Annotated in this window: 16 protein-coding genes; 1 reads left to right on the top strand and 15 read right to left on the bottom strand. The window is 34.9% G+C overall.

The window, feature by feature from the left end:
* Window positions 1-159: 159 nt before the first annotated feature.
* From ACNQGH_RS11195 to ACNQGH_RS11165, 7 genes are all read right to left on the bottom strand, one after another.
* Window positions 160-2,607 carry a response regulator gene (locus tag ACNQGH_RS11195; protein ID WP_417956093.1) on the bottom strand — a complete coding sequence of 816 codons (2,448 nt, stop codon included), beginning with the start codon at window positions 2,605-2,607 and terminating at the stop codon, window positions 160-162.
* 95 nt (window positions 2,608-2,702) lie between these two features.
* Complete coding sequence (locus ACNQGH_RS11190) at window positions 2,703-6,476, bottom strand: response regulator (RefSeq protein ID WP_417956092.1); 3,774 nt, start codon at window positions 6,474-6,476, stop codon at window positions 2,703-2,705.
* 29 nt (window positions 6,477-6,505) lie between these two features.
* A complete protein-coding gene (locus ACNQGH_RS11185; protein ID WP_417956091.1) occupies window positions 6,506-7,078 on the bottom strand; it encodes a chemotaxis protein CheB in 573 nt (190 codons plus the stop codon).
* Window positions 7,079-7,080: 2 nt separating this feature from the next.
* Complete coding sequence (locus ACNQGH_RS11180; protein WP_417956090.1) at window positions 7,081-7,905, bottom strand: CheR family methyltransferase; 825 nt, start codon at window positions 7,903-7,905, stop codon at window positions 7,081-7,083.
* Between the two features lie 96 nt (window positions 7,906-8,001).
* A complete protein-coding gene (locus ACNQGH_RS11175) occupies window positions 8,002-8,436 on the bottom strand; it encodes a response regulator (RefSeq protein WP_417956089.1) in 435 nt (144 codons plus the stop codon).
* The gene (locus ACNQGH_RS11170; RefSeq protein ID WP_417956088.1) at window positions 8,436-12,038 is read right to left on the bottom strand and encodes a PAS domain-containing hybrid sensor histidine kinase/response regulator; all 3,603 of its coding nucleotides are present in this window, start codon (window positions 12,036-12,038) and stop codon (window positions 8,436-8,438) included. Before ACNQGH_RS11170 ends, ACNQGH_RS11175 begins: the two co-directional genes overlap by 1 nt.
* 15 nt (window positions 12,039-12,053) lie before the next feature.
* On the bottom strand, window positions 12,054-12,608 hold the full coding sequence (locus ACNQGH_RS11165; RefSeq protein ID WP_416849935.1) for a helix-turn-helix domain-containing protein: 555 nt from the start codon (window positions 12,606-12,608) through the stop codon (window positions 12,054-12,056).
* Window positions 12,609-13,041: 433 nt separating this feature from the next.
* Here ACNQGH_RS11165 and ACNQGH_RS11160 point away from each other — a divergent pair, with 433 nt between their 5' ends.
* Entirely contained in the window at window positions 13,042-13,419 is a 378-nt protein-coding gene (locus ACNQGH_RS11160) for a nuclear transport factor 2 family protein (RefSeq protein WP_417956087.1), read from the top strand.
* A 195-nt stretch (window positions 13,420-13,614) separates the two neighbouring features.
* Here the strand turns inward: ACNQGH_RS11160 and ACNQGH_RS11155 are convergent, their stop codons facing one another.
* The 8 genes from ACNQGH_RS11155 to tnpA all read right to left on the bottom strand — a co-directional run bounded on the left by ACNQGH_RS11155 (window position 13,615) and on the right by tnpA (window position 25,071).
* A complete protein-coding gene (locus ACNQGH_RS11155; protein ID WP_417956086.1) occupies window positions 13,615-14,088 on the bottom strand; it encodes a hypothetical protein in 474 nt (157 codons plus the stop codon).
* A gap of 3 nt (window positions 14,089-14,091) precedes the next feature.
* The gene (locus tag ACNQGH_RS11150) at window positions 14,092-14,769 is read right to left on the bottom strand and encodes a peptidoglycan DD-metalloendopeptidase family protein (RefSeq protein ID WP_417956085.1); all 678 of its coding nucleotides are present in this window, start codon (window positions 14,767-14,769) and stop codon (window positions 14,092-14,094) included.
* Window positions 14,770-14,869: 100 nt separating this feature from the next.
* A complete protein-coding gene (locus tag ACNQGH_RS11145; RefSeq protein WP_417956084.1) occupies window positions 14,870-15,133 on the bottom strand; it encodes a hypothetical protein in 264 nt (87 codons plus the stop codon).
* Between the two features lie 138 nt (window positions 15,134-15,271).
* Window positions 15,272-17,680, bottom strand: coding sequence for an alpha-ketoacid dehydrogenase subunit alpha/beta (locus ACNQGH_RS11140; RefSeq protein ID WP_417956083.1), 2,409 nt, complete (start codon window positions 17,678-17,680; stop codon window positions 15,272-15,274).
* A gap of 185 nt (window positions 17,681-17,865) precedes the next feature.
* A complete protein-coding gene (locus ACNQGH_RS11135; protein ID WP_417956239.1) occupies window positions 17,866-20,610 on the bottom strand; it encodes a gluzincin family metallopeptidase in 2,745 nt (914 codons plus the stop codon).
* 197 nt (window positions 20,611-20,807) lie between these two features.
* Window positions 20,808-21,536 carry an LOG family protein gene (locus tag ACNQGH_RS11130; protein ID WP_417956082.1) on the bottom strand — a complete coding sequence of 243 codons (729 nt, stop codon included), beginning with the start codon at window positions 21,534-21,536 and terminating at the stop codon, window positions 20,808-20,810.
* 142 nt (window positions 21,537-21,678) lie between these two features.
* Window positions 21,679-24,510, bottom strand: a complete 2,832-nt coding sequence (uvrA, locus tag ACNQGH_RS11125; protein ID WP_417956081.1) for an excinuclease ABC subunit UvrA — start codon at window positions 24,508-24,510, stop codon at window positions 21,679-21,681.
* Window positions 24,511-24,597: 87 nt separating this feature from the next.
* Window positions 24,598-25,071, bottom strand: a complete 474-nt coding sequence (tnpA, locus tag ACNQGH_RS11120; protein ID WP_417956238.1) for an IS200/IS605 family transposase — start codon at window positions 25,069-25,071, stop codon at window positions 24,598-24,600.
* Window positions 25,072-25,085: the final 14 nt, after the last annotated feature.

The following is a 25,085-nucleotide window of genomic DNA, read 5'->3' as shown; positions in this document are numbered from 1 at the left end:
TACATCCTGGGTCTGGTGACATCTTATAATTAGAAATGTAATACAATATTTGTTTAAAAGTAAGAAATATGTTTTATAAATTTATAAATAGTAATGATTTATTGCCTATTGCGCCAATGAATATGGAATATAAATAAAGAGCATGATGACAAAGATTCATTAGATGGTTTTTTTAATTATTTTAAGCTCTTCCTCTAATTCGCTGCAAGCCTGTAAACAAACTGCTTCAAGTTGTAGTACTAATTCTTGTATTCCTTCCTTTTTTTCTTGTACTGTTGCAAATTCCTGAATTTTTTTTGCCATATTTTCATAATCAGAACTGAGTCCCATTATTGAAAAAGACGGAATCATTTTATGAGCTGCGGCACCTAATACATGCCAATTTTGATCTGCCAAACTTTGTTTTATTGTGTCTAACAATGGTGGCGTTTGTGCTAAATATAAGGATATCATTTCCATCATTAGTTTGGGATTCGACTTGGTTCTTTGATTTAAATAAAGCAAGTCAATACATCTTAGTTTTTTACTTGTAAGCTGTTCTTCTTCCAAAATTTCATTGATTTTTGCAAGTTTCGATTTGTTTAGGGCACCCACTATTTTACTGTACAATAGTCTTTCGTCAACGGGTTTAGCAAGGTAATCATCCATGCCTACCACTTTACATTTTGCTAAATCAGAAGTAGTTACGTCAGCGGTTAATGCAATAATTGGAATTGTAGAATTCATCGTATTTCTAATATATTCTGTAGCTTCAAATCCATTCATTTCCGGCATTTGCAAATCCATAAGAATAACATCATAGTCTTTTTCTTTAAGTTTTTCAATAGCTATTTTACCATTTTCAGCAATGTCACGAGCAAATCCAAAATCATCCAAAAGTGTTTTCATCAATAATTGATTGAGCGGAATATCTTCAACCACCAGTACCTTAATGTTTTTTATTTCGGTATCTAATGCTATCAGTTCTTTTTCCAATTCTACAGCGGCATTTGTTTTTTGAAAAGGTAACGTGAAACTAAATGTGGAACCTTCATGAATGGTACTTTTTACACGAATACTACCTCCTTGTGGTTCTATTAATTGTTTTGCAATGGCAAGACCTAGTCCGGTTCCACCGTACAATTTTGAAGTTCCACTGGTTGCCTGCTGGAAATTTTCAAATATTGTTCCTATTTTCTCCTCGGAGATACCGATTCCGGTATCGGTTACCGCAAATTTGAGAATTACCTTATCATCATCTTCATGTAATAAATCGACGCTTACCGTAATTTTCCCTTCTGTAGTAAATTTTACGGCATTACTTACCAGATTTAAAATAATTTGGTGCAAACGAGCTGGGTCACCAACAAGAACATTGGGAATAGTACTGTCATATTCCGATATGAGTCTTAAATTTTTTTCCTGGATTTTTGTTTCAAATAAATGAAGCATGGATGAGATGGAAGACTTCATTTTGAAAGGTGTTTGCTCAAATGTCATTTTACCGGAATCTACTTTTGCCAAATCGAGTATGTCGTTAATAAGTACGATTAATGCATCGCCACTCATTTTTATAGCATTTAAATACTCTTTTTGTTTATCTGTCAAATCAGTTCTCAGTATTACTTTTGTAAATCCGATGATGGCATTCATCGGTGTACGAATTTCATGGCTCATATTCGACAAGAATTGCTGTTTTGCTTTTAAGGCACTTTCAGCTATGAAAGTGGCTTTTTCCGCGTTTGTTTTTGCTACTTCAGAAATTCCTGTGGCTAATTCAGCCAAAACTTTAGCTTCAGTTAATTGTGTTGCAATTATTTTTTGATCTGTTACATCTCTGGCAACAATAACAACTCCCAGCACATTTCCCTTCTCATCTTTATAAACGGATCCGTTGAATAATACATCAACCAATGTATTATTTTTATGGCGGAGTATCAGCGGAGAATCGGCAACGGATCCTTTTTCAAACACTTTTTGATATACTTCACGGGCCTTTTGTGGTTCAGTGAAATAAGTAAAGAAGTCGGTTCCGATTAATTTTTTTCGTGATACGCCGGTTACTTTTACCGATGCATTATTCATGTCGGTTATTTTCCCTTCCGGGCTAATTGCAAATAAAGGATCATGACTTGCTTCAATGAGGCTAAGAGAATATTCAGAAAGTAATTTTTGGGCTGTCAGATCGGTATTAAGTTTTTTCAGCTGTTCTGCCTGAACTAATAATTCCTGATTTTTCTTATGCAAATCTACAAAGACAGCCACTTTTGCTTTTAGTATTTCTGGTGAAAGCGGTTTAATCATATAATCAACTGCGCCCGCCTGATACCCTTTGAAAACGTGCAGCGAATTATCCATGCTGGCCGTTAAAAAAATAATCGGAACATGTTTCAATTTTTCGATTTGGCGGATTAATTCTACGGTTTCAAATCCATCCATCAGCGGCATTTGTACGTCGATTAATATGATGGCAAAATCTTGTTGGTGCAGCAGAATTTTTAATGCTTCATTACCGGAATTTGCTTTTACGCATAAATAATTTTCATTAGAAAGAATTACTTCCAACGCAAACAGATTTTCAGGCAAATCGTCGACTAATAAAATTTTAACAGGGCTGTTTATTTTCATTTTCAATTGTAAAATAAAAGTTTGAATGTTGGAAAACCAACAAACAAGTTTATATTAATGACATCGGGGGATATACCACCTCAATGACGTTCTATCTATTTACTTAACCATACGCGCATCAATGATAGTAATCGTTCCACATCAATAGGCTTGGTTATATAATCGTTGGCACCCGCATCGATACATTTTTGTTTGTCATCTTTCATGGCTTTTGCGGTGAGCGCAATAATAGGTAAGTTCCTGAATTTCACCTGAGACCGAATCCTTTTCATTGCCTCGTAGCCGTCCATTTCAGGCATCATAATATCCATCAATACCAGATCAATGTCAGCATGTATATCCAGCATCTCTAATGCATTTTTTCCGTTCTCGGATTTTATTACGTGCATTCCGCGTTCTTGCAATATCTTGGATAACGCAAAAACATTTCGCATGTCGTCATCTACCAGTAATATTTTTTTTGAATGAAATATTGCCTCTTTATCGTACAAATTATTTATAATCATTTGTTTCGATTTCGGTAAATTGCTAATCGTTCGGTGAAGGAAAAGGGCGGTTTCATCCAGTAATCGTTCTTCTGATTTTATGCCTTTTATAATAATACTCTCTGCATATTTTTGAAGTAGATTATTTTCTTCTTTTGTCAGTTCCTTTCCGGTGTAAATAATAATAGGGGGCATAGTGTGACCTTTTATATCCTCCAGTTTATGGATAAGGTCAAAACCGCTGATGTCGGGTAAACCAATATCCAATATAATGCAATCGATGCTGTTTTGCTCATACATTGCTAAGGCCTCTTTGCCTGTTGCTGCTTCTAAACATTGTACATCCCCACCACCAACGAGTATTTTGATTGCTTTTCGTGAATTTTCATTGTCTTCAATAATCAGCAGGTTTTTTATTTTTCTATTGACAAAATTTTCAATTCGGTTGAAGGCTTCTTCCAGACCATCTTTCGATATGGGCTTCATCAGATACTCTACAGCGCCTTCTCTGATTGGTTCTATCGAACGATCATTTGCCGAAATAATATGCACCGGTATATGTCTTACGGCTGGATTTGCTTTTAACTCGTGTAATACTTGTTGTCCACTGATTCCTGGCAAACCCATATCAAGAATGATGGCTTGGGGTTTGTATTTTGATGCAAGTAACAGACCATCTTCTCCTGTGGCAGCCGACAGACATTTGAATCCTTTTTTGTTGGCTTGCTTTAAAAGTATAGCAGCAAAATTCCTGTCGTCTTCAATAATGAGAACTATTTTGTCATCCCTATTTATTGAAGCCCGATCATCTTCTATGGTAGCATAATTGAGATAGCTGGCATCATTGGAGCGTATTGTATATAAAATAGGTTTTATCGTTACTGTGTTGACCGGCTCCTGTTCAGGATGTATTTCAAGCGGGATAATAAGAGAAAAAGTAGATCCCGTATTTAATTCACTGCTCAATTTAATTTCTGCTTCCAATAGTTTTGCAAGTTGACGTGAAATGGAAAGTCCTAATCCTGTACCTCCATATTTTCTCGAGGTACCACCTTCGGCTTGTTGAAAAGCTTCAAATATGGCCGTTTGTTTGTCTTCTGATATTCCAATCCCTGTATCAGTAACAGAAATGTTCAAAGTAGTTGCTGTATTTGGAGTAATGCTTAAAGTTACACTTCCTTTTTCAGTGAATTTTATGGCATTGGATATAAGATTTTTCAGTATTTGATTTAAACGTTGCGAATCAGTATGGATAAATTCGGGTATAACGGTTGCTAATTTGCAAACAAGCTTCAATCCTTTCCGTTCGGCCTGATGTTTAAAATCACGAAGAAGATTATCTGTAACGTTTTTCAGTGCTATTTTTTCAATGGTAATGGACATTTTTCCCGCTTCAATCTTGGAGAGATCCAGTACTTCATTAATTAATACAAGAAGGTCATGACCACTTTTATAGATTATCTCGGCACTTTCAACCTGAAGACCGTCCAGATTTTTCTTTCTGTTTTCTGATAAATCTTTTGACAGAATAAGCAAACTGTTAAGAGGTGTTCTCAACTCATGAGACATGTTTGCAAGGAATTCCGACTTATACTTGCTGCTAATCTCAAGTTGTTTTGTTTTTAGTTCAATGTCATTTTTTGAAGCTTCAACTTCCTTGTTTTTCTCCTCCAATGACTGGGTTTGCTCTTCCAATTCTTCATTGGTCATTTGCAATTCTTCCTGTTGTTGTTTCAGATTTTGCGCCTGTTGTTCTAATTCTTCATTCAGTTGTCTGAGTTCTTCCTGCTGTATTTGAAGTTCTTCAGCTTGGTTCGAAAGTTCTTTGTTAGCAAAACTTAACTCTACCGCTCTTTTTTCTTTCTCGTCATTTTGATAAGCCAATTCTTTGTTGGCAACACCTAATTCTGCTGCCCTTTTTTCTTTCTCGTCATTTTGATAGGCAAGTTCTTTATTGGCAACACCTAATTCTGCTGCCCTTTTTTCTTTCTCGTCATTTTGATAGGCAAGTTCTTTATTGGCAACACCTAATTCTGCTGCCCTTTTTTCTTTCTCGTCATTTTGATACGCAAGTTCTTTGTTGGCAATACCTAATTCTGCCGCTCTTTTTTCTTTCTCGTCATTTTGATAGGCTAATTCTTTGTTGGCAATTACTAATTCTGCTGCCCTTTTTTCTTTCTCGTCATTTTGATAGGCCAATTCTTTGTTGGCAATGGCTAGCTCTGCTGCTCTTTTTTCTTTTTCTTCAGCTTGTTGTACAGTATTAACACTGATAGCTATACTGTTCATAGAAACACTGATGAATTCCTTCTCCGTTTCATTGAAATCAGTAAGTTTACCTATTTCTATTACACCTATGGTTTTACCTTCAAGCAAAAAAGGTGTGATGAGCAAATTTTTTGGTTTTGCATTCAAAATGGATGAAGTAATGCGTATTTGATCTTCTGATATAGCTGTTAAAGAAATTTGTTTTTGTTCCCACGCGGCCTGACCAATTAATCCCTCGTTTAATTTAAATATTTCTTTAGTGTCTTTAGCAGGCGAAAAGGCAAATTTACCGGTGAGTATAAGGGTATTTTCTTTGTCATTAAATAGGTATACGGTTCCTATATTGGCTTTCAGGTAATTGCATAAAAAACTAATGGTACTGTTTGCCAACTGTGCTATACTTTGGTCTCCTATTAATTTTTCATTAAGTTCGGAGTTGCCTGTAAGCAACCAGTTTTTGCTGGCAGTTTCTGACTCGGAACTTTTAAGAGCTTTTAAGTTTGCAGCAACTATGGTGTACACCACGACAAGTATCATGACAATAATTAACAATAAAAAGGCAAAAACTATGTTAAACCTGCTGGCATCGTCTTCACTGGTTTGTATTCTTTCAGTAAGTAAAATATGTTCTGATTCCTTAGCCTTATCGATTGTTTTTCTTATCTCATCCTGTATTTGTTTTCCTTCTCCTGAAGCAACAAATTCCTTGGCTTTTTCAAAATCCTTTTTGCGAAGGGAGATGCATTCGTTTAAATTATCAAACCGCATTTTGAGTTCTTTTGCAAGTTCCTCAATGTTCTTCTGCTGATTAGGATTGTCTTTTGTTAATTCTTTTACTTTATCAAGTTGCTCGATTGCTTTTGTATTAGCAGTTGTAAAAGGTTTTAAAAAATCATCATCGCCCGAAATGACGTAACCTCGTACGCCTGTTTCAGCATCAACGGAAGACATCAGTATTTGTTCTAATTCATATAATACCTGATTGGAATTATTTACCAGGGCATTTGAAGCGACAAATTTAGCACTGTTTTTAAAAGAGAAAATCGCAACTCCTAAAAGCACCACAGCACAAGCGAGAAATCCTAAAACTATTTTTCTACCAAGGGTCAATTCCATTTCTATAATATTTGTAAAGTTTGTTGAAATTATTCTTTTTGTTGATCCATTTTTATCAGCAATGCGACAATATTCTCCAACGACAGAATATAATCAGCTTCAATAGCATCTATTGCTGACTTTGGCATATACGGGGATTCTGCTGTTTTTGGGTCCTGAATAATGGCCAGACCCCCACATTCCTTTATTCGTTTGATACCTTTTGTACCGTCATGATTAGCCCCTGTAAGCACCATTCCAATTAATTTGTTGGTATAGGCTTCGGCTGCCGATTCGAACAATACATCAATGGATGGTCTTGCAAAATTTACACGTTCGCCTATTGTTAGGGAAAATGTTTTATCCTTTTCAATTAACAAATGATAATTTGGCGGAGCAATATAAATGGTACCTTTTTCTATTTTCTCTTTTTCATCCGCTTCTTTTACATTAAGAGGACTTTTTTCATTTAATAGGTTTATCCAATAGCTATCGGAATGAGCGCTTAAATGCTGTACTATTATAATTGGAGTATTGAAATTTGCGGGCAAGGCTGAGGATATGGTTTTCAAAGCATTCATACCTCCGGAAGAAACCCCTAAAACAATTGCTTCATAATACATTTTTAATATTTCTTTTTAAATACGCGTTGTTTTGTGTCCAACTCAATATATTTCTCATATAAATCGGTAAATCGTAAACTTTCTTTAGATCCCAAACACAAAACGCCGCCATTAACGAGGCTATTGCAGAAAAGAGTCTGGACTTTGTTTTGTAAATTTTTACCAAAATAAATTAACACATTTCGGCATAGTATCAAGTTTACTTCAGCAAATACACTGTCGGTTACCAAATTATGATTGGCCCAAACAATATTTTTTTTCAATGATTGATTCATTATAACGTTATCATAACTAGAAGTATAATAGCTTGAAAATGATTCTTTTCCTCCCGACAACTGATAGTTACGAGTGTATTCTTTTATCATTTTGTTCGAAAAAATTCCTTCCTTTGCCTGGTTCAAAGCCAACTGGTTAAAATCAGTAGCATAGATGGTGGTCCTGTCATACAGACCTTCTTCCTGCAAAAGGATAGCCATAGAATAGGCTTCTTCACCTGTTGCGCAGCCAGCATGCCATATTTTTATAAAGGGATACGTTTTTAAAATAGGAATGACCTTTTCTCGTACGGATCTATAAAAAGCAGGGTCACGAAACATTTCGGTTACTGTTATTGATAAATCCTGTAAAAGTTCGGTCGCAAATGCTTCATTGTTTAAAACTTGAGATTGCATTTGAGAAATATCTTCGAATCCCGATAGTGCCATTCGGTTCATGATCCTACGCCTGATATGAGCTTGGGAATACTCTCTGAAATCATAACCATATTTCCGATAGATGGCTTCCAATAACAATGAAATTTCCAGATCTGATGTGTCTTTATACCGCATTTTTTTTAAATAAATTTGGTTTTAATTTTGACCAAACCAGGAGTGAGTAATCTAATTTATTGATGAAATTTAAATAGAGCTATACTGTAAAATAGGTTACATACGATCCATATACCAACTTAATTCTTTTTCCATTTTTTGGTATTTAAAAATAGCGGTGATTATTTTTTGCAAGCGAACAAAAGCAGTTTCACTTTTTACTACGTAATCAAATGCCTTGTGATGCATGCAGTTTATGGCCACTTCAATTTTATCCTGCGAAGACAACATTACAACTGGAATTTCTGGATTGAAAGCTTTCACTTTATCCAAAGTTTCAAGTCCGTTCATCGCATTTTCTACAATCCCGTCGAGCTGATAGTCTAATATTACTACATCAGGATTATGGGATAAATTTGCAATACAAAGTTCCCCGGTAGGATAGGTTTCCACTATAAAATCAGCATTCTCCAGAAAGTCAATTTCTAAAGATTTTAAAAATAGTGCATCATCATCTACAAGAAATATTTTCACTTTTTTGTCATTGTTCATTATATGGTATTTTTAATTATATTAAATTCTTCTTGTAATTCAATGCAGGCTTGTAAACAAACTTCTTCAAGCTGAAACACTAATTCGTTTATTCCTTCAGCTTTTTCTTGTGTATTTGCAAATTCCTGAATTTTTTTTGCTATGTTTTCAAAAGTAGGACTGATTCCCATTATTGAAAAAGATGGAATCATTTTATGTGCCGCTGCACCTAATAAAGACCAGTTTTGATCTGCTAAACTTTGTTTAATTGTATCGAGTAAAGGAGGTGTCTGCACTAAATAAAGTGAAATCATTTCCATCATTAAAGTCGGATTCGATTTTGTTCTTTGATTTAAATACACCAGATCAATGCATCTTATTTTTTTCTTGGTAGCATCTTTTTTATCCAGGTTTTCATTCAGTTTCGCACTGAGTTTTGTAAGTTTTGGTTTCTTTAAGATACCAACTATCTTACTATACAATAGTCTCTCATCAACTGGTTTTGCGAGGTAGTCATTCATTCCGACTGCTTTGCATTTATCTAAATCAACTGTAGTGACATCAGCCGTTAAAGCGATAATTGGGATTTTTGAATTCATGGTCTTACGAATGTATTCTGTAGCTTCAAATCCATTCATTTCAGGCATTTGTAAGTCCATCAGAATGATGTCGTAGTCCTTTTCTTTTAGTTTTTCGATGGCTATTTTACCATTTTCGGCAATATCACGATCAAAACCAAAATCGTCTAATAGTGTTTTCATCAATAATTGATTGAGAGGAATATCTTCAACCACTAACACTTTTATATTTTTTATTTCTGTATCTAATTCCATCAGCTCATTTTCTAATTCAGCATCAGCATTCGTTTTTTGGAAACTTAAGGTAAAACTAAATGTAGAGCCTATATTAACGGTGCTCTTTACTCGAATACTGCCTCCCTGTGGTTCTACTAATTGTTTTACAATGGCCAGCCCTAATCCTGTTCCTCCGTACAATCTTGAAGTACCGCTGGATGCTTGTTGAAAATTATCAAATATTTTACCTATTTTATCTTCGGAGATACCAATTCCGGTATCTGTTACGGCAAATTCGATAACTACTTTATCTTCATCTTCATGCAATAAATGAACCCCTACCGTAATTTTTCCGTTTGTTGTAAATTTTACGGCATTGCTTACCAAATTTAAAATAATTTGGTGCAAACGAACGGGATCACCTATGAGAACATCGGGAATTTTACTGTCATATTCCTTAACCAGACTTAAATTTTTCTCCTGAATTTTTGTTTCAAATAAATGAAGCATCGCTGCTATGGAAGACTTCATTTTGAAGGGTGTTTTCTCAAATGTCATCTTACCGGCATCTACTTTTGCCAAATCCAGTATGTCGTTGATAAGCACGATTAATGCATCACCACTCATTTTTATCGCGTTTAAATATTCTTTTTGTTTCGTTGACAAATCGGTTTTTAGCACCACTTTTGTAAATCCAATAATAGCATTCATCGGCGTACGAATTTCATGACTCATATTGGACAAAAATTGCTGTTTTGCCTTTACTGCATTTTCAGCAATAATAGTGGCACTTTCTGCATTAATTTTTGCTTCTTCTGCAATTTCAGTAGCTAATTCAGCAAAAACTCTTGCTTCAATCAATTCAGTAGCAATTCTTTTTTGATCAGTTATGTCTCTTGCGACGACAACAACTCCAAGTACATTTCCCTGCGAGTCTTTATAGACGGAACCATTTAATAATATGTCGGTTGATTTATGATCCTTAATAGTTAGTGGATAATCGGCAATAAAACCTTTGTCAAAAACTTCCTGGTAACCTGCACGTGCTTTTTTTGGTTCTGTAAAATAATCAAAAAAATCTGTCCCGATTAATTGCTTCCGGGTGACTCCGGTTACTTTTACCGATGCATTATTCATATCGGTAATTTTTCCTTGCGGACTAATCGTAAATAACGGATCAAGACTGGCTTCTATAAGACTTCTTGCATATTGATAGGCTAATTTTTGTGACGTTACATCTCGTGCAACAATTACCACGCCCAATACATTTCCTCCATCATCTTTATAAACAGAACCGTTGAACAATACATCTGTTAATTTTCCGTCTTTATGGCGAAGGGTAAGCGGAGAATCAGCAACTGAACCTTCAGCAAATACTTCCTGATAGACTTCACGGGCTTTTTGCGGTTCCGTAAAATAATCAAAAAAGTCAGAACCAATCAATATTGCACGGTTGATACCTGTAATATTAACCAAAGCCTCATTCATATCGGTAATTTTCCCCCTGGTATTTATTGTGACCAAAGGATCCCTGCTTGCTTCGATCAAACTAAGAGAATATTGTGAAGCTAATTTTGCTGCGTAGCTTAATTCTTCAAGCTCTTTGTTTGCAATTTCCCTTTTCACTTTTTCATTATTTTGAAATAGCAGCTCTTTGTTGGCAATAATTAATTCGTCAGCTCGCTTTTCCTTTTCATCGTTTTGAAAAGCAAGTTCTTTATTGGCGATAACTAATTCTGCTGCCCGTTTTTCTTTTTCATCATTTTGAAAAAGAAGTTCTTTGTTGGCAATGATTAATTCGTTCGCTCGTTTTTCTTTTTCATCGTTTTGAAAAGCAAGTTCTTCGTTAGCAATTGCTAATTCAGCTGCTCGTTTTTCTTTTTCATCATTTTGAAAGAGGAGTTCTTTGTTGGCAATGATTAATTCATTAGCTCGTTTTTCTTTTTCATCGTTTTGAAAAGCAAGCTCTTTGTTAGCAATTGCCAATTCAGCAGCCCGTTTTTCCTTCTCGGCGTTTTGAAATAGTAGTTCATGATTGGCAATGATGAGTTCCGCAGCGCGTTTTTCTTTTTCTTTATTTTGAAAAGCGAGCTCTTTATTAGCAATTTGCAAATCTAATGCCCATTTTTGTCCGGCAATATCTCTTGCGACAATAACTACTCCCAGTACATTTCCCTGGTTGTCTTTATAAACGGAACCGTTGAATAGTACATCAGTCAATTTTCCGTTTTTATGTCTGAGGGTAAGGGGAGAATCAGCGACAGATCCTTTTTCAAATACTTCCTGATAGACTTCCCGTGCTTTTTGTTTTTCGGTAAAATAATCAAAGAAATCTGACCCGGTAAGTTCTTTCCGGGAGATGCCCGTAATGTTCACCAATGCCTCGTTCATATCCGTAATCTTGCCATAGGTATTGATGGTAACCAATGGATCAAGACTTGCTTCAATCAGACTAAGAGGATATTGTGAAGCTAATTTTTCAGATGTGATATCCCTTGCCACTGCAAAAATTCCAAGAATATTTCCTTCTTTATCTTTATAAACGGAAGCGTTGTATAAAACCTCTGTTAATTTTCCGTTTTTATGTTTTATTGTCAGCGGATAATTGGCGATGAATCCTTTTTCAAAAACCTGCTGGTATCCTTTTTTAGCTTTATTTCGTTCTGTAAAATAATCAGAAAAATCGGTACCTATTAATGCTTCTCGTGAAAGTCCAGTAATTTTTATCGATGCCTCGTTAACATCCGTAATTTTTCCTTCAGAACTAATAGTAACGAAAGGACCTAAATTGGCTTCAATTAAATTTCTGGTATATTGAGATTTGTGCATACTGTACTTTACAATTTATTCATTTACATTTCCAATTTCTTCGATTGGATTTCGTCTTTTGTCTTTCAATTGTTTAAAATGGGAAGGGGACAGTCCCGTAACTTTTTTAAACTGACTAGAGAGATGAGCAACACTGCTATAATTCATTTTCCAGGCGATTTCAGTAATGTTCAATTCGCCATAGATAATTAATTCTTTTATCCGTTCCGTTTTATGGGAGATGATAAATTGCTCGATTGTTGTTCCTTGCACTTCCGAAAATAAGTTGGACAAGTAGGTATAATCGTGGTTTAATTTCTCACTTAGATAATCAGAAAAATTCACTTTTATATTTTCAGTGGAATGATGGACCATTTCAATAATCACATTTTTTATTTTCTCAATAAGCATCGCTTTCTTGTCATCCATCAATTCAAGTCCAGAATCTAATAGTGACAATTTAAGTTTCCCCCGTTGATCCATAGAAATATTTTCCATGATTTCGACTTCGCCTAAATCAACAACAATGAAGTGTAGTCCAAGTTTTTTCAATTCCTCTTTTACCGCCATTTTACAGCGATTACTGACCATGTATTTGATGTATAGTTTCAAATTATTTTTTTTAACAGATTATGTAAAAATCGGATATATTTCGCTAGAAAGACTTATATAACTTACGAATAAAGTTATATAATTCACACATTATTAATTGCAATATAGCTTTAATAATGGAGGGCTCGGAGAAAAAAGAGTAATTCAAATGAGGTTTGTTTTTAATACAATTACATCTGATTATCATTTTTTATTTTTTAAATTTACAAATAAGTGACGACAAAGAGGCCTTTTCGTTCTATAAAATAGTATTGGCGGGATAAGCACTATTCTTGAAATAATTTCAAGGTTTTGTATTTGGAAGCTTAGTGGCAACCAAAAAATAAATCTTGTTTTAGTTCCAATCCTCATGTAGAAGGGAATGTTAGCTGCAAGCGTAAGAAAACCGTATTAATAATCAACCCTTAATTGTATGTCAGAAAATAAAAAGATTGTAGAAAAATATATGAAAGGTTTTATAGAAAACGATCATGAGAAAATCCTTTCTTGTTTAACTGAAGATATTGTTTGGGAAATGGCAGGAATCTATAGACATGTTGGCAAAGAAGAGTTTGCTAAAGAAATTGAGAACGAAAACTTTGTCGGTGCTCCAACGATTCAAATTCTTAGAATAGTTGAAGAGGATAATATTGTAATTGCTGAAGGCGCAGTTCAAGCTGTGATGAAAAACGGAAATAGGTTAGATGCAGTATTTTGTGATGTATTCTTGATGGAGAGTGAGAGAATCAAACAGCTAACATCTTATCTGATGCCTAAAAATGCATCAATAATTTTGGATAAAAGGTCATAACATTCTAGTTGCTAACTCTTCGACTGTTTTTAAAAAGCGCTACTATAATTTTGGCGATATAACCGCAGTGAATAGCAATGGTGTTTCTTTCTTTAATTATTTTTTTAAACATATAAAAAGAGTTTCATTTAATCATTGAACAATTTCACCCCTATCTGCTGCTAAAACTCTTGCAGCGATCCATTGCGGAATGACTTATTTGTTTTGAAAAGTATCTACCCAATCAAGTGATTTAATAGACGAAACCTTGTTTTCTTGATTGATTGAAACGCGAAGTTCTTTGTTGGCAACTTTCTTTGTATACAGTGCTTTGTAACGAAAAATAGTGGTTTGGTCACTGTTATTTTTATAGATTTCAACTAATTGTAAATCTTTGAAAGTGCCATAATATTGACGGAATCGGGTGCATGTTTTTGTCAATCGTTCTTCGGTTGTATTTTTAATAACCGAAGCTGTTGCTTCACTTTCGTTAAAAGGTTTGAACTTGGAAGTATTGCAAGTCATCAGTACCCTTTTGCCTAATTGATAAGCTTTGTCTTTTTGAGATTCACTGACTTCAGAAAATGTTAGTTTTACTATCTTGGCCTCTTCAGGTACAGGAGCAACGACGGTTTTAGATTTACAACCATTAAGCAAAATGATGCTTAGTATGAGAATTATCTTTTTCATAATTTATGTAATTTTTAATAATAAGTTAGGATCTGGACAGTTTTCTAGATAGTAATCCAAATCACTTCTGCTGCAAACTCCCGGATAGTCTCCAAAATTATCTCCGATATTTTTTATAATTTGAAAATGTAAATGTGGTGAATAATCTCCATTAATTACTGAATTGCCTAAAGTCGCTATTTGTTGTCCTTTTTTAACAATAGCCCCAATTGCAATTTCACTAATACTTTCTAACGAGAGATGACCGTATAAAGTATAAAAAAATTGATTTTCTATTTTGTGTTCTAAAATTAGGGTTGGACCATAATCTCCTAAACCAGCATTGTAATTAAAACTGTGAATGGTTCCATCAACAGCAGCTAATACCCGAGTCCCAGCTTTTGTCCATAAATCTAATCCAATATGAATATTCCGTTCTTCTGTTTTAGGGTCATTAAAAACGGAGCTTCGTTTGTATAAATTGCGTTCTTCGTTATATCCTCCAAAAGCGACTTGTGTTTTGCTTGCTGTTAAATAATTTTCAATATATTTTTCGAAATCAATGGAGTTACTAACATCCAGTTTTGATAATTCAATATTAAGAGTTGATAAATCCAAAGGAAAATAACTTTTATAGTCGATGGAATCATCTAGCACCTTGACATTTTGTATGGTTTTTAAAATAGTTTCCAAAGTGTTCATTTTCTATTGTTTTTTAATAAGGTTTAAAATAAAATAAAAAATGCCAACATAAAAAATTTACATTGGCATTATAACTTTTAATTAAGAGAATAATTGAATGTTACTTTTTAATCTCAATTTTTGCTTCACCTCCAGAAACATTGACACTGGTTTTAGTAGCTCCGTCTTTAGTAGTAACATTTACACCATCAGTACCTACTTTTATAGAGGTACTGTCTTTCACTTCTCCAGAAACTGCGGGAGTGGAAGTTGTTTTTGCATTTGAAGTCTCCACTTGAGGAGGAAAAGGCTTGTCGTCTTTTTTCTTACAGGAAACAATGGCAAGGATGGATAGTATTCCTAAAAATAATGTTATTTTTTTCATCTTATTTTTTATTTTGGTTACTGACTACTGAATTGATTCACAATTTACTATTTTAATTTTTAAAATAAACGATTAGTTAGAATAAAAAAATCCCGACCTAAAATTAGATTGGGATTTCAATTTATAAATAATTACGTTTTAATACAGAGTTGGATATTCCGAAGGATTTACTTCATTCATCATTCCATATACTTTTTCAAAAATATCTTCTGTAGATGGTTTAGAGAAGTAATCACCGTCCGTGCCATAAGCTGGTCGGTGTGCTTTTGCAGTTAAAGTCTGAGGTTTACTGTCTAAATGATTATAAGCATCTTGTTGTTCTATAATTTGTTGTAAAATATATGCCGAAGCGCCACCTGGAACATCTTCGTCAATTACTAAAAGGCGATTCGTTTTAGCTACGCTTTTTACTATATCCTGATTGACATCAAAAGGCAATAAAGACTGTAAATCGATAATCTCACAATCAATACCGACCTCGAGAAGCTCTTTTGCAGCCTGTTGTACCAGTCTTAAAGTGGAACCATAAGAAACCAGTGTAATATCGGTACCTTCTTTCAACGTTTCCACAACACCAATTGGTGTTTTGAATTCGCCATAATTCAACGGCATTTTTTCTTTTAAACGGTAGCCATTCAAACATTCGATCACTAAGGCAGGCTCATCACATTCCAATAAACTGTTATAAAAGCCAGCTGCCTGAGTCATGTTTCTTGGAACCAAAACGTGAATTCCTCTTACCGCATTTATAATCATTCCCATTGGAGAACCAGAATGCCAGATTCCTTCCAATCGATGACCACGGGTGCGTATGATTAAAGGCGCTTTTTGCTTTCCTACAGTACGGTATCTCAATGTCGCCAAATCATCACTCATGATTTGAATAGCATACAATAAATAATCCAAATATTGAATCTCAGCAATAGGACGTAAACCTCTTAATGCCATTCCTATACCCTGACCAATGATAGTCGCTTCACGAATTCCAACATCGGCAACACGAAGTTCTCCGTATTTTTCCTGCATTCCTTCTAAGCCTTGGTTTACATCACCAATGTTTCCTGCATCTTCACCAAAAATTAGTGTCTCAGGGTGTTTTGTAAAAATAGCATCAAAGTTGTCACGCAAAATCATGCGGCCATCAGTATCCTCTTTAGCATTTTCGGAATACTCAGGTACAACTTTCTCTACTGAAAATACATTTAAGTCCGTCTCAGAGAATAGGTTACTGCTGAATTTTTGTTGGGTTTTATTGGTGTACGAAGTGATCCAAAGCGATAGTTCTTCCTGACCCTTTTCGTTTAGTACTAAACGCAACACTTTTCGGGCAGTGACAAGAATCTCTTTTTTCAAAGGCGATTTTATACTGTTTAAATCAGCAATTAGTTTTAGTATCCTTTCTTTATTTTTACTTGTTAGAGCTATTTTTTGCAGTAAAGAAACCAGCTCTATTTGTTCTTCAACTATAGGTTCAATGAAAGCATTCCATGCCGCTTTTTTAGCTTCAAAAACATCTTTTTTAGCTTGTAAATCAATCGCTTCAATTTCTTCCGGAGAGGCGACATTGACAGCTATCATCCATAGTTTCATTTGACGAAGGCAATCAAAATCTTTTTCCCATGCCAATCGGTTCGAGTCTTTATATCGCTCATGAGATCCTGAACTGGAATGTCCTTGTGGCTGGGTCAATTCGTTTACATGAATGAGAACCGGAATGTGTTTTTCACGGGCGATAGTAGCGGCCTTTTCATAAGTGGCAATTAAGTCAGCGTAATCCCAACCTTTTACTTTTAGTATTTCGAAACCGTTGGTGTTATTTTCTCGTTGGTATCCTTTTAAAATTTCAGAAATACTTTCTTTAGTTGTCTGATATCTGGCATGAACGGAAATACCGTATTCGTCATCCCAAACACTCATAACCATAGGCACCTGTAAAACACCGGCAGCATTTATAGTCTCAAAGAATAATCCTTCAGACGTACTGGCATTACCTATTGTTCCCCAAGCAATTTCATTACCATTGACAGAAAAATTTGCTGCATTGGTAATTCCTGAAACTTGACGGTATATTTTTGATGCTTGCGCTAATCCTAATAATCGGGGCATTTGTGCTGCGGTAGGAGAGATGTCAGCACTTGAATTTTTTTGCTTGGTTAAATCTTTCCAGGTTCCATCTTCATTCAGACTATGCGTTGCAAAATGCCCGCCCATCTGTCTTCCTGCGGACATTGGCTCTTGTTCAATATCAGTATGTCCATACAAGCCCGCAAAAAATTGTTGCATGGTTAATTCACCAATGGCCATCATAAAAGTTTGATCTCGATAATAACCGGAACGGAAATCTCCATTTTTAAAGGCTTTCGCCATGGCTAACTGAGGCACTTCCTTACCATCACCAAATATTCCAAATTTAGCCTTCCCGGTCAATACTTCTTTGCGTCCTAACAGGCTACATTCCCTGCTAATTGTTGCTATTTTATAGTCACTTAATACTTCAGTTTTGAAATCTTCAAATGTCAGGGTAGTATTGATTTTTTCTTTTATCATAATTGAAAGTATAACTTTGTGCTGCAAATTTAATTAAAAACTAGCTATTTTCATAATTCCTTAAAAGAAATATAATTTAATTATTAGTAGTCAATTTCTATTTAGCATATGTATTTTTTTATTATGTGTATCTAAATGGTTATTTTTTTAAGAATAATTCAACACGTGCTGGTTTATATGTTGGATTAGAACCATTTTCGATTAAAAAGATTGATTAATGTTTTTGGAGCGAATGTAACTACAAATCGTATTTTTTCGTTGTAGTTATTTTGCGCGATTTCCCATCCTCTATTAGAATATATAGGAAAATACAACTCAAAATAGTCTGTTACTAAATTCAGGCGAATTCCACTATCGTAGACGAATCTCGCATTTTGGTTTCTATTTTTAATAAGGCCAATATCTCCGTATAGTTCCAGCCAATTCCAAATATTGAAACTTCCGTTTAACGTAGTGATCCATTTATTGGCAAAAGGGGTATCCAGCTTTGATTTAAAGCCGCCTTCGGCCAATATAAATTGCTGGCTGTAAAAACCCTTGCTTTCGGATCTCCCATAATAGTTATAATCGAATAGATAATCGGTTGGATGGTCTAATGCAAAACTAAAAAAGTCTGAAGCGCTTGTATTGTATAAAAAACTACCGGCATACAATCGCAAATTAATCTGTAGATTATTTTCAAATAATTTTCGGTACTCTATTTCACTCGCAATTTTTCCAAAATTAGCGGATAGTTGCACATCAGACATGAAACTTAAATGATTGGTGCCCTCAGTTCTTGTATTGAAGTATTTTGCATCAAAAACCGAATAATTTTCCGTTGCATTGTCAATAACTAAGGCGCTCTTTTCTCTATTCACCAATACCTGACGAAACATGATCTGTTGTTTTCTATTGTCCCTAAAGTTTTTTTGCCTGATTCGTAACTGAACCATTGGATTTATTTTAAGATAGGAGGCATCTGGCGCATAATGAAAATAGGAACCAGATACAGAATATCTTACGTTGTACAGCGCGCTGTTTCTATAATTTTGATTGGCTGAAAAAGCGGCCGAACCAGACAAATTATCTGTTTTTGTAGAATAAGCGGGGTTGATATCAAATATAAAGGGCTTGTCTAAAATAGTTTTGTTATGAAGCCTTAATCCTGGACTAAGTCCATCATAATAATTATAGGTAAGGGAAGGAACGTACAGCACCTGATTGTAATAAGGGTCTTCCAAATCCTTCATAAATACAAATTTAACAGGGCGATTGTTTGGAAAAAAACCTTCTAATTTTCTCCAGTTATTTCTTAAATTGTATTCTGGAACTTCATTGCTGTAATTCAAAACGATTTTATCTGCATTTTTTCTCTCCACCGTAAAAGTGCTGTCTAAGTCAGGGGCGTCAAGCCATTTCTTAAAGACTACTTCCCCTTTTTTTAGTCCATAAACAGGAACCGGAACCAAAACATTAGTTTTATTTTTTACAGAAAATGTAATGCTGTCCTGTGTTTTTGAAACACCTGTAAATTTGTAATCAATGATTTCGCGTGAACCGATTATTGTTTTAAAAAACCAGTTAATATCTTTGTCCGCATTGGATTTTAGTATTGTTTCAAAATCGGTTCTCGAAACTTGTTTTTCCTTATTTTTGACATAGAATTGACGAATACTATTGTTTACTTCCTCATGCTCCAAATAATCGTCCAGAAATCTTAGACTCAACCCGGCCCTGTATTTACTGGCAATTTGTTCGTTGAATTTTATTAAACTGTTTTTTGGATCACCAAGTGGCTGGTCTAAGTTTTTTCGAGCCATTAGCATATAAAAATAGCTGTATTGCTCATTAAAATCTAAGTTGGTTATGTTATAGCTTTTTAATAATCGAAGTTTTGAAACACTTCCAAACATTTTGGTATTCGGGTGGTTTTCATCAATGTATTTCATCATGGCATACACTTGAATCCCATCGTAAATCCAGTTGTCTTTTCTTGGATCTAAACGCAAACTAGTCTTTAAGTAGGAATTCAGATAGGTTTTCAGAAATTTAATCTCGAAAATAAATTCGTCTGTAAAGGGACTTAAAAAGGAAGGCAATTGATTCAGTCCGTAAAAAGGGTTTCTCTCATAATCAGTTTGAGAAACTAGTATCTTTTCATGTGGATATTTTCCAATAAGCGTATTTACATAATCCGTTACACGGTGCACAATAACTGCTTTTTGAATGGCACTTATTTTATTTTCTTTGAGATTCGTCAGTACTTCACTAGTATTTTTAAAACTAATGAAACTGGATTTTGGTTCTATAAAAAGACTAAAATCAGTTCGGTTATTCCCCCACAATTTATAGTTTGAAAAATTTCCAGTCTTGCTTGGCAAACTACTATTTAAATCAGTGGTAAGATCTAAATATTTAGGTATTTTCAGCTCGATATCATAACGGGAAACAGCATTGGCAATATCATCTAAATTGTTGTTGCTGTAGCGGATGAAATCGTGGTTTTCGTACCGGGCAGGAGTAAGAAACCAGTTTTTAAGATTCATTTCGCCTTTAAAATTAAATCCGTATTTGGTGAATTTATCACTTGGAATTTTTGAAATATAGGTAAGATGTAACGTGGTTTTCTGATTAGGAAGTAATTGCTCTCTTAATTTAACTTCAATATAGTCTGGATTATTATCCGTTCTTTCCCATGTAAGAAATAACAGATTTGGATCAATAATGGTTAAATTATTTGTACTTCCTCGTTCTTCTTCTTTAGCCAAATGAAAACCTCTATAAAACTCGTCCGAAAAACGTTTGGCCAAAGGAGTATTTTTATCAGAATAGGCATTGTTCCAATCGTTTAAAACAATTGAAGTCAGGGTGTCATTTGACTGATTAAGAAAAGTAATTTCTTGCTGAACATTTAATGTCTTACTCTCTGAATTCAATTCAACAATCATTTTGGAATGATGTTGTCCATATTGTTTTATCGACAGTAGTAAAACAAAAACATAAAATACGATTTTAAATAATGATTTCAAGTGTTGGCATTAAAATTATAAAAAATAAATATACTTATTTATTGGGCTAAAACGTAATAAAACTATCTTAAAAAATTAACTGAAAAAAGAAAGCTGTCGGTGAGACAGCTTATTAATTAAAAATTCGGGGTTAAATCATATTTTTTATAGAATTTATCCAACACCTCAACCACTTCATCTTCAGTATCCACAATCTTGAACAGATTCAGATCTTCAACGCTTACGGTGTGTTCTTTTTCTATTAAAACCGTTTTTATCCATTCGATTAATCCTGACCAAAAGCTGGTTCCAACCAATATTATTGGGAATTTCGCAATTTTTTTAGTTTGTATTAAAGTCATCGCTTCAAACAGTTCATCCATGGTTCCAAAACCTCCCGGCATCACGACAAATCCTTGAGAATATTTAACGAACATCACTTTTCGAACAAAGAAATAATCAAAATTAAGGTTTTTATCGCTGTCGATATACGGGTTGAAGTGTTGTTCAAATGGCAATTCAATATTCAGTCCCACCGATGTTCCCCCTCCCAAATGTGCACCTTTATTTCCTGCTTCCATAATTCCCGGACCTCCGCCAGTAATCACGCCATAACCGGCTTTACTTATTTTATAGGCGATCTTTTCAGCAAGCAAATAATAAGCATCTTCCGGCTTTGTTCTTGCAGAACCAAAAATGGTAACGCAGGGTCCTATACGTCCCATACTCTCATAACCATTCACAAATTCAGCCATGATTTTAAAAATCGCCCAACTGTCATTCGTTCTTATTTCGTTCCAGGTCTTTCTTTTCAGTCTGTCCTGGATAACTTTATCTTCGTCATTATCAAAATCTTCTAATCTCATTTTTTCTATTCTAAAATTGGTAACTATTTTATGATTCCTTTTTTGAGGAATTAGCAGCTATCTCCTGTCTTTCACCTCTTTCCTTACTGTGAAAATGGCAGCGAAAGGATCGTGTTTCAAGCAGAGTTAAGGCTCCTGAATACTAAAGTAACTCTTTTTTCAAAAACTGCGCTGTATAGCTCTTTTTATTTTTTATAATTTCTTCGGGACTTCCTTTGGCGATGAGCTGTCCGCCACCTTTTCCACCTTCAGGACCAATGTCTATAATGTAGTCCGCCAGTTTAATCACGTCCATATTGTGTTCTATAATCAAAATCGTATTTCCTTTATCAACCAGTTTGTTGATTACCTCCATTAATACACGGATGTCTTCAAAATGCAAGCCTGTTGTGGGTTCGTCCAGAATATAAAAAGTATTTCCGGTATCTTTTTTAGACAATTCTCCCGCCAGTTTAATGCGCTGTGCTTCACCACCAGAAAGCGTAGTGCTTTGTTGACCAAGGGTAATATATCCCAAACCAACATCCTGAATGGTTTTCACTTTTCTGTAGATCTTCGGAATCATTTCAAAAAATGGAACCGCTTCATCCACTGTCATATTCAACACATCTGAAATGGATTTTCCTTTGAATCGAATTTCCAAAGTTTCTCTGTTAAACCGCTTTCCCTGACAGGTTTCGCACTCCACATACACATCTGGCAAAAAATTCATTTCAATGGTTCGTACACCAGAACCTTCACAGGTTTCACAGCGACCGCCTTTCACATTGAAACTAAACCGTCCTGCTTTATAACCCCGAATCATACTTTCAGAGGTCATCGTAAACAGATTTCTGATTTCGGTAAAAACTTCGGTGTATGTTGCCGGATTCGAGCGGGGTGTTCTTCCAATAGGACTTTGGTCAATATCAATCACTTTATCGATATGTTCCAATCCTTCAATTTTTTTATACGGCTGTGGTTTTTTGACGCCATTGAAATAATATGCGTTTAAAATAGGGTAGAGCGTCTCATTAATCAAGGTTGACTTTCCACTTCCGGAAACTCCGGTCACACAAATCATTTTGCCCAAAGGCAATTCTATCGAAACATTTTTCAGGTTATTTCCTGTTGCCCCGGTCAGTTTTAAGAATTTTCCATTTCCTTCACGACGTTTTGCAGGAACTTCAATTTTCATTTCACCATTCATGTACATCGCCGTTATGGTATGGTGTTTCAGTATTTCGGCAGGCGTTCCTTTGCTGATTATTTCTCCTCCATATTTTCCTGCTTTTGGTCCGATGTCAATCACATAATCAGCACGTTCGATCATGTCTTTATCGTGTTCTACAACAATTACGGAGTTTCCAATATCTCGTAATTGTTCCAGAGAATGAATCAATTTATCGTTATCTCTTTGGTGTAAGCCAATACTCGGCTCATCCAGAATATACAAAACACCAACTAACTGGGAACCAATTTGAGTAGCTAAACGAATGCGTTGTGCTTCACCACCCGAAAGTGATTTTGAACTTCGGCTTAAAGCCAAATAATCCAAACCTACATTCATTAAAAAGTTCAGTCTGTCCTTAATCTCTTTGATTACTTCAGTAGCGATAATTTTTTGTTTATCAGATAAATGGTTTTCTAAATCATAAAACCAGGCGGTTAAATCTGAAATATCCATATCACACAATTCGGCAATATTTTTTTCATTAATTTTAAAGAACATTGCTTCTTTTTTCAAACGGGAACCTTCACAAACAGGACATTTTATTTCGTCCATGAATTCCTTTGCCCAACGTTTTATAGTTGTGGAACCACTTTCGTCATGTTGGTTTTTTATGAAATGTGAAATCCCTTCAAAATCAATTTTATATTCCCTGGCAACTCCCAGATCTTTAGAGTTAATGGTGAATTTTTCTTTTCCCCCATTCAGAATCATTTCCATCGCTTCCTCCGGAATGTTTTCCACGGCATCAGTCAATTTGAAACCATATTTTTCTCCTATAATTTCCAATTGCTTAAAAATCCAAGATGATTTGTATTCTCCCAATGGAGCAAAACCGCCATTTTTTATCGATAATTTCGGGTTTGGAATAATCTTTTTTGTATTAATTTCATTTACCGTTCCTAAACCATTGCAATGATCGCAAGCGCCTTTTGGAGAATTGAAAGAAAATAAATTGGGTTCAGGATTTTGATAGGAGATTCCGGTAGTTGGACACATCAGATTTCGGCTGAAAAACCGTACTTCATTCGTATCCTGATTTAAAACCATTAATACATTTTCCCCATGATGCATCGCTGTGTTGATGCTTTCAGTCAGCCGTTTTTCATTTTCAGGGGTATCATCAATCACCATTCTATCCACTACAATTTCTATATCGTGTGTTTTATAACGGTCTAATTTCATTCCTAAAGTAATATCCAGTATATCACCATTCACCCGAACTTTAAGAAAACCCTGTTTTGCAATTTGTTGGAAAAGCTCTGCATAATGTCCTTTTCTCGCTCGAATAACCGGAGCTAAAATGTTGATGCGTTTTCCTTTAAAATCCTGAATAATCAAATCTTTGATTTGTTCATCATTATAACTAACCATTTTTTCTCCGGTGTTGTAGCTGTACGCATCAGCACCCCGGGCGTAAAGCAAACGAAGGAAATCATAGATCTCAGTAATTGTTCCTACGGTGGAACGAGGACTTTTACTGGTCGTTTTTTGTTCAATGGCAATTACTGGTGAAAGCCCGTCAATTTTATCCACATCGGGACGTTCTAAACCACCCAGAAATTGCCGTGCATAAGCGGAGAATGTTTCTACATAGCGGCGCTGCCCCTCGGCATAAATAGTGTCGAAAGCTAAGGAGGATTTTCCAGAGCCCGAAAGACCGGTAATAACGACCAGTTTTTCACGGGGAATTGAAATATCTATATTTTTAAGATTGTGAACGCGAGCGCCTTGAACTTCAATGGTATTGTCTTTGTCTAACATAATTTTTGCAAAAAAGCAAAGTTACCATTTTGATTTATTCTTTCAATAGAACAGTTTAGAAGTTTATGTTAAAAGAAGTAATATAATTTATCTATTTGAGCGTAAAACCCCGATGCCTTTAGGCTCGGGGATGTAAGCGAACGTACAGTGCTTACCCCTGTGTTTCAATATATTTTCGAATTGTTTCGGTGGATGCATTTCCAGTAGAAAAAAAAAGTACCCAGACCAAAAGGTATTCTCTTTCCAAAAATGTAATTTTAGAAAAGACCGATGTTTTTGGTAAATTCTAAAAGTAGCAATTTGTTTTAGCTGGTGCATTACATAAAATACGGATAATCTAGGGGCAATATCCATTAAAATATGGATATGATCTACATCGGTTTGCATCGTATCAATTGTAAAGCCTTTTTGTTTTGAAATATTAAACATTATTTGTTTGATGTCTTGATCCAAATTTCCAGTTAAGCGTTTTTTTCTGTACTTAACGGCAAATACGAAATGCAACTTAATTATGTATTTTGAATGACTACTATGGGGGTAAGTATCTTTCGTTGTACAAATTTACTTGGTTATTA

The sequence above is a fragment of the Flavobacterium kochi genome (assembly GCF_048286715.1).
Classification (GTDB): Bacteria; Bacteroidota; Bacteroidia; order Flavobacteriales; family Flavobacteriaceae; genus Flavobacterium.
The sequence above is the reverse complement of the archived record's forward strand: the minus strand, read 5'-3'. Positions and strand labels throughout refer to the sequence as shown.